Here is a 6,198-nt window from a genome sequence, read left to right as displayed (position 1 = left end):
TACCACAGATATATCAACCTGTTGAAGGAGAGGAAGATTCTGGAACACTAGAGTTACCAACCTTTGGAAACCCACCACCGGAAACAATGGCCAAAGATAAGACTCTGATTAATGAGTTGCTGGCCAAGTCAAATGCTCCTCAAGATTCAGATGAATTAGATGATGTCTGGGAAGATTCAAATAAACTTTCAGAGCGGACAAGTTTACAAGCAGAAGAAATAGAAGAGTCAGAGTCGGAGTCGGAGTCGAAAACTACTGAGGAAGAGGAAGTTTATTCTATAAATCAGCAAAACCTTGTTCCCTTTCCGACAAAATTTGCTCCTAGAAAAGAGGCATTTAAGGCTTTGAATTTAGAGGATAGATTTTTTTCTCGGCTGAATTCTTTGGTTAATGATTCTGAGTTGTCCCAATGGATGAAAGCTTCTTCTTTATCTCCAACTGAAGAATTAGAGAATATATCAGAAGATAAACATAAAACTGGAACAGATAAGTTGCAAGATAGTGACTCTATAAATACGATAGTTGATGATGAAGAACTTGCCAGTGACAATTCTGATGAAATTAATTGGGAAGCACAAGAGTTTGTTGTTGAAGATGAACAAATAGAGCAGCAAGAAAAACAATGGAATGATGATTTAGCAAATATTTCTCAACCAGAAGATGAATCAATTTCTAGACAACCTTATGTTTTACCAGACGATCAACCAGTGCCAGTGCCTCATTTAGAAGTACTGGCTAAAGATGTAATTGCTGGAAAAGATGTAAAAGTTAGAGTACAATTACCGGAGGGTTTGCCTGGTATTTATGTTAAGATTTGGGTTTACGACCGCCAAGCTCAAACAATAGTTGCAGGACCACGTTGGTTAACTGACTTTATTCCTAATGGCATGGGGCAAGTAGAGGTAATTACAGAACTGTATATTGCTTATGGTTGTTTAGAAATAAAAATTGAAGCGATCGCAGCCGAAGTACAAACTAACCGCGAGAGTCATAGAACAGTTATTGAACATTTGGTAGTTCCTCCTCCTCCTCCAATTTTACCTTTTGATGATTTGAACTTGAGTTAGACATTTTTTGTAAGTGAGTTCTTGGGCAAGACCAACTGGTAGGTACTAAAGCAGGCCAACCTTTGCGTAAAGCTTCTATACAGACAGCATGAACTGTTAATTGGCAGTCTAACATTTCGACCCCTTCTTTTTCAGCTTGTTTCTGGCTAATTTTCGTTATAGAATCATCGTTAAATTCAAAAGTTTTATGGCATTGAAGACAGACTATATGATGATGTTTACGATGGTTAGGGGAGTTAATCTCATAATGTTTGTGTCCTTCAGCTAATTCTAGTTCCCGCAAAATACCTACTTTTGTCAAGAGATGTAGGGTTCGGTAGACAGTAGAAAGGCTAATTTTTTCCTGTTGATATAACAACAGATTATATATTTCTTCTGCATTTAAGTGTTTACCTTGAGGTAAGTGTTGAAACATTTGTAAAATAGTCTCCCTTTGGGGAGTCAAACGCCAACCTCTTTGATTTAGTTCAGACTTAAGTGAATCATGCTGATAGAATACCATTTTTATGATTGCCCAGATTTGCTTCTGAATAAATGCATTACTACATATTAGAAAATATATACTTATTGAGAGATTTTTGCAAGAGTTAATTGGCCTCAAGGCTGACACCGTTTCATGGAAGTCAGAAGTCAGAAGTCAGAAGTTAGATTCGATCAGCTAAAAACTTTGACAAGACAATAGCTTTAGGCAATTATTTGATATTTAAAGAAGCGAAACTATTTGTAACATCAGGTGTAATATCATGTTCAGTTGAATACTTATAAATAACTTAGCGAGGAGTCAGGAGTCAGGAGTCAGGAGTCAGGAGGGAAGAAAGGAGAAAAATCAAGATAATTTCAGTATTTCAAGATAATTTCAGTATTTATTTGGTACTGTCAGTTCTGAAATTTTATTTATAACTGACCCGTCCGAACATGATATAAAATCAACCATTATTTCAGAAATAGACATCTGGTAAAAATCAAAAATAAAATTAATTATCGTATAGAAATTATCAATTATTTCCCCCTCCATACCTATTCCCTATTCCCTATTCCCTATTCTCTGGAGATGTCTAATGAGACTTGATATTAGCTGAGAGCTAAATGGAGTGTAGTTGCCAAATTCAAAGATAAAAAAATTTCTACTACTACCTTTTCATATTATGTCTGCTTAATTAATTATAAAAAAATCCTAAAAGCTATACATCCGTAGATTATTTAATTATTTATTAACAACTAAATATGATTTTTCGTATTTCATATTACTTCTGCTGTAATATTATGTCCGGTTGATTACTTATAAAAAAAATTAGGGAGGAGTCAACCCACCCCTCGCCCCTCCCCCTCCCAGGAGGGGAAGTCAGGAGGACCGAGTCAGGAGGGAATAAAGAAGCAAGAAATAAGAGGAGGAAAAGGAGAAAGTTTTTTTGCTCGCTAATTATCCGGACATAATATAAGTTCTCAGCACAATTGTTTATAAAATGTCTAAATAATTAGAGAATAATAAAGTAACTATAAAAGTGCAGAAAAATACAAAAACTGAGGGGGTGCATCTCACTATTTGCAAAAATACTTTTTTCCTATATATTCTCTATTGCCTGTTGCCAGATAAGCTGTTGCCTAAAAGCGATAATTTTTTGGCTTTATTCAAAATTGAGATGCACCCAACTAAGGACTAATTGTTAATTTTTATATGACACTTCCAAGGAGTACTAAATAATGCTTTAATAACATACTTGGGATTAATCTAACTTGCCTAGTTTATAGAAAAAAGGCCATGTTTAGAGAGTGAATGTACAAGCAAAGATTAAGAAAGCATATTGGCTTAATATTCGGAATATTAGGTGGGTTACGGTGGCACCATTTTAGCTGTGTCACGCCACTATGCCTAGATTTAATATTCCTTTTACAAACAGTCTCTTAGAGCTAATTAATCAGATTTTGTCCCGAAAATTCGATCAAAATATCCATAATCAATCAACAACTTAAAAAATGAATGAAGAAAAACGTCAAGCATACTGGCGTGCCAACAAAGCATTAATCAGAAACTTGCTAATAGTTTGGGCTTTAGTGTCAATTGTTTTTAGCATTTTATTAGTCCAACCCTTAAATGCAATTCAATTCTTTGGTGTCCCCTTGGGTTTTTGGATGGCACAACAAGGTTCAATTTATGTCTTTGTCATCTTAATTTTTACTTACGCCATTCAAATGGATAAACTCGATAAAAAATACAACATGGACAAACTCGATCGACAATCTAATACTGACAGGAGAGACTAAATGACTGTAGAAGTCTGGACATTTATACTCGTTATTATTTCCTTCATGGGTTATCTGTACATTGGATGGCGATCGCGAGTTAAAGATAGTAAAGGTTTTTTTGTCGCCGATCAAGGTGTACCTGCTATTGCTAATGGTGCTGCTACTGGCGCTGACTGGATGTCTGCTGCATCATTTATTTCAATGGCAGGGTTAATTTCTTTTTTGGGTTATGATGGTTCCATCTATCTAATGGGATGGACTGGAGGTTTTGTACTATTAGCACTACTACTTGCTCCATATCTGCGGAAGTTTGGTAAATATACAGTACCCGATTTTGTAGGCGATCGCTACTACTCAAATGTTGCCCGCATCGTTGCAGTTATTGCTGCTATCTTTGTCTCTATGACTTATGTTGCTGGGCAAATGCGCGGTGTCGGTATTGTTTTCAGTCGCTTTTTGCAAGTTGATATTGGTACTGGTGTTGTCATTGGGATGATTATTGTTGCCTTTTTTGCCATCTTAGGTGGAATGAAAGGCATCACTTGGACTCAAGTCGCCCAATATACTGTACTCATTGTTGCTTATCTGATTCCAGCTATTGCTATTGCGACAGTTATTACAGGTATTCCCATTCCTCAATTTGCTTTTACTTTCAGCGATATTGTCGAAAAACTAAATCAGGTTCAGGTAGATTTGGGTTTCCAAGAATACAGTGCTGCTTTTACTAACAAAAGTATGCTTGATGTTTTGTTTATCACTATTGCGCTGATGGTGGGAACTGCTGGTTTACCTCATGTTATTGTTCGTTTCTACACAGTTCCTAATGTAAGAGCTGCTCGATATTCTGCTGGTTGGGCATTATTGTTTATTGCTATTTTGTATACAACTGCTCCTGCTTTAGCTACTTTCGCCCGATATAACTTAATTGACAGTTTACACAACAAAACTTTGGAGGAAGTGCAACAGTTAGACTGGGCAACAAAGTGGAAAAATACCGGTTTATTAGAATTTACCGATAAAAATAATGATGGTAGTTTCCAACTAACTCCAGATATAGAGACTAATGAAATTAGGATCGACAGAGATATCATTGTTTTGTCTACTCCAGAAGTAGCTAAACTTGCTCCTTGGGTAATTGCGTTAGTGGCAGCAGGAGGGTTAGCTGCTGCTTTGTCTACTGCATCTGGTTTATTATTGGTGATTTCCAGTTCCATTGCCCATGATGTTTACTATCGAATGATCGATCCAGGGGCGTCTGAGTCGCGACGGTTAATGGTAGGGCGAGTCATGGTAGGGTTTGCTATTGCTATTGCTGGTTACTTTGGAGTTAACCCACCAGGGTTTGTTGCTCAGGTAGTAGCTTTTGCTTTCGGTTTAGCTGCTGCAAGTTTTTTCCCGGTGATTATTTTAGGTGTGTTTGATAAACGTACTAACCGGGAAGGAGCGATCGCTGGTATGGTATCGGGTTTGTTGTTTACTACTGTTTATATTATTGGTGTCAAATTTGCTGGAATGCCGACATGGTTTTTCGGCGTATCTGCTGAAGGTATTGGCACTGTAGGAATGGTGTTAAATTTTATTGTGACTTTGGTAGTCTCTCGAATGACACCTCCACCACCATTGGAAATACAAGAGATGGTAGAGGATTTGCGATCGCCTGTAGCAGCTCCTGTTAGTATTGGGGATATTGGGGAAGAAGAGTTGGATTAATTTCAAGAAGAAGGAAGAGGGAAGAGGGAAGAAGGAAGGCAAAATATGTAGGGGCGAATGGAATTTGCTAACGCAAAGCTCCGCTTTATATGTTGCGGAGCAAAACGCCCTCACTCGACTTAGTGTCCGTGCGTAAGTGCTGACTAAGACAAAATTATGAACAAAAAATTAGCTCATATCATTTCCGGTAGCATTGGAGCGTGTATAAAATTAAGGTGACACTCTTGAGAAAACCTTCTGCCTCCTGCCTCCAGCATAGCTGCCTTCCTTCCACCAAAGTCTAATTATTCAACTGGACATGAATCATACTATGATACCACAAGCAAATCACGATGAGTTAGCACGACAAAACTTTGTTAAAAGTTTCAGAAACTATCTGTTTGGAAAAATGCGAAATGACTTAAAGTTGGTTTACCAAGAGACTGTCAAACCACAATTTGAAAAAGAAAATCAACGTTCCCCTAAAGATCGTTATGAAATTCGGCGGGAAATGCAGCAACAACCATCTTATAAGTGGTACAGTAGCTGCAAACGTATTACCCAAGAAATGATGTGGGAATCAGTAATTACTACTGTCGAACGTCAACTACCAAATTTGGTGGAATGTGCCAAAGATAGGGAAAAACCTCTGGGAACACTTACCCTAAACCCGGAATTAAAAATTCCCACCTACCAAACTGCTGTAGATATCCATTGTATGCCTGGAGGATACAATAGCGAATACACTCAAGATGACGTAGCGGCAGGTGCTATTTATGACTTGGGAGTTTATGTTGCCATGAGAAACCCTAAGTCTCTTCGTGATGTCAGAGGTCAGACGGTTATTCATAAATTCTTGAAGCAGCAATACCCAAATTTTCAACCAGGGAAAATTCTAGATATGGGTTGTACAGTGGGTGCTAATACTTTGCCTTATGTAGATGCTTATCCAAATGCTGAAGTTTATGGTATCGATCTAGCTCCTGCCATATTACGCTATAGTCATGCACGAGCAGAGTCTTTAGGAAAACGGGTGCATTTTAGCCAACAGAATGCTGAGAAGACTAACTTTCCAGATGAATCTGGGAGATTTTCTCGTTGGGCCACAAAGTCCATTTCTTCAGTGATGATTCCCTGACGAGCATAGTGCATTTGAGAGACATTTTTGTGTCCACTACGCTTGGCGATCCATTCTGTC

At 37.8% G+C, this 6,198-nt stretch carries 4 protein-coding genes and 1 pseudogene; 4 read left to right on the top strand and 1 reads right to left on the bottom strand.

Annotation, left to right across the window (positions count from 1 at the left end; translation table 11 throughout):
• A pseudogene (locus F6K13_RS13995) lies at nucleotides 1-1,067 on the top strand (hypothetical protein); the annotation flags it as partial.
• Here the strand turns inward: F6K13_RS13995 and F6K13_RS13990 are convergent.
• A complete protein-coding gene (locus F6K13_RS13990; RefSeq protein ID WP_124146387.1) occupies nucleotides 1,000-1,569 on the bottom strand; it encodes a transcriptional repressor in 570 nt (189 codons plus the stop codon). The pseudogene F6K13_RS13995 and the gene F6K13_RS13990 overlap by 68 nt on opposite strands.
• Before the next feature lie 1,472 nt (nucleotides 1,570-3,041).
• On the opposite strand from F6K13_RS13990, the gene F6K13_RS13985 reads away from it, so the two are divergent.
• From F6K13_RS13985 to F6K13_RS35160, 3 genes are all read left to right on the top strand, one after another.
• Nucleotides 3,042-3,329, top strand: coding sequence for a DUF4212 domain-containing protein (locus tag F6K13_RS13985; protein WP_124146386.1), 288 nt, complete (start codon nucleotides 3,042-3,044; stop codon nucleotides 3,327-3,329).
• Nucleotides 3,330-5,021: a sodium:solute symporter family protein gene (locus tag F6K13_RS13980; RefSeq protein ID WP_124154936.1), complete on the top strand. Its 1,692-nt coding sequence runs from the start codon at nucleotides 3,330-3,332 to the stop codon at nucleotides 5,019-5,021.
• 298 nt (nucleotides 5,022-5,319) lie between these two features.
• A complete protein-coding gene (locus F6K13_RS35160; RefSeq protein WP_353735662.1) occupies nucleotides 5,320-6,138 on the top strand; it encodes a class I SAM-dependent methyltransferase in 819 nt (272 codons plus the stop codon).
• The last annotated feature ends 60 nt before the right edge of the window (nucleotides 6,139-6,198 follow it).

The organism is Okeania sp. SIO2B9, from assembly GCF_010672505.1.
Classification (GTDB): domain Bacteria; phylum Cyanobacteriota; class Cyanobacteriia; order Cyanobacteriales; family Microcoleaceae; genus Okeania; species Okeania hirsuta.
This window is presented reverse-complemented; position numbering and strand designations above follow the sequence as displayed.

What these genes read in the sequence shown, in the direction of transcription:
- F6K13_RS13990 (WP_124146387.1), bottom strand. Translation starts at nt 1,569, where the DNA reads ATGGTATTCTATCAGCATGATTCACTTAAGTCTGAACTAAATCAAAGA.
- F6K13_RS13985 (WP_124146386.1), top strand. Translation starts at nt 3,042, where the DNA reads ATGAATGAAGAAAAACGTCAAGCATACTGGCGTGCCAACAAAGCATTA.
- F6K13_RS13980 (WP_124154936.1), top strand. Translation starts at nt 3,330, where the DNA reads ATGACTGTAGAAGTCTGGACATTTATACTCGTTATTATTTCCTTCATG.
- F6K13_RS35160 (WP_353735662.1), top strand. Translation starts at nt 5,320, where the DNA reads ATGAATCATACTATGATACCACAAGCAAATCACGATGAGTTAGCACGA.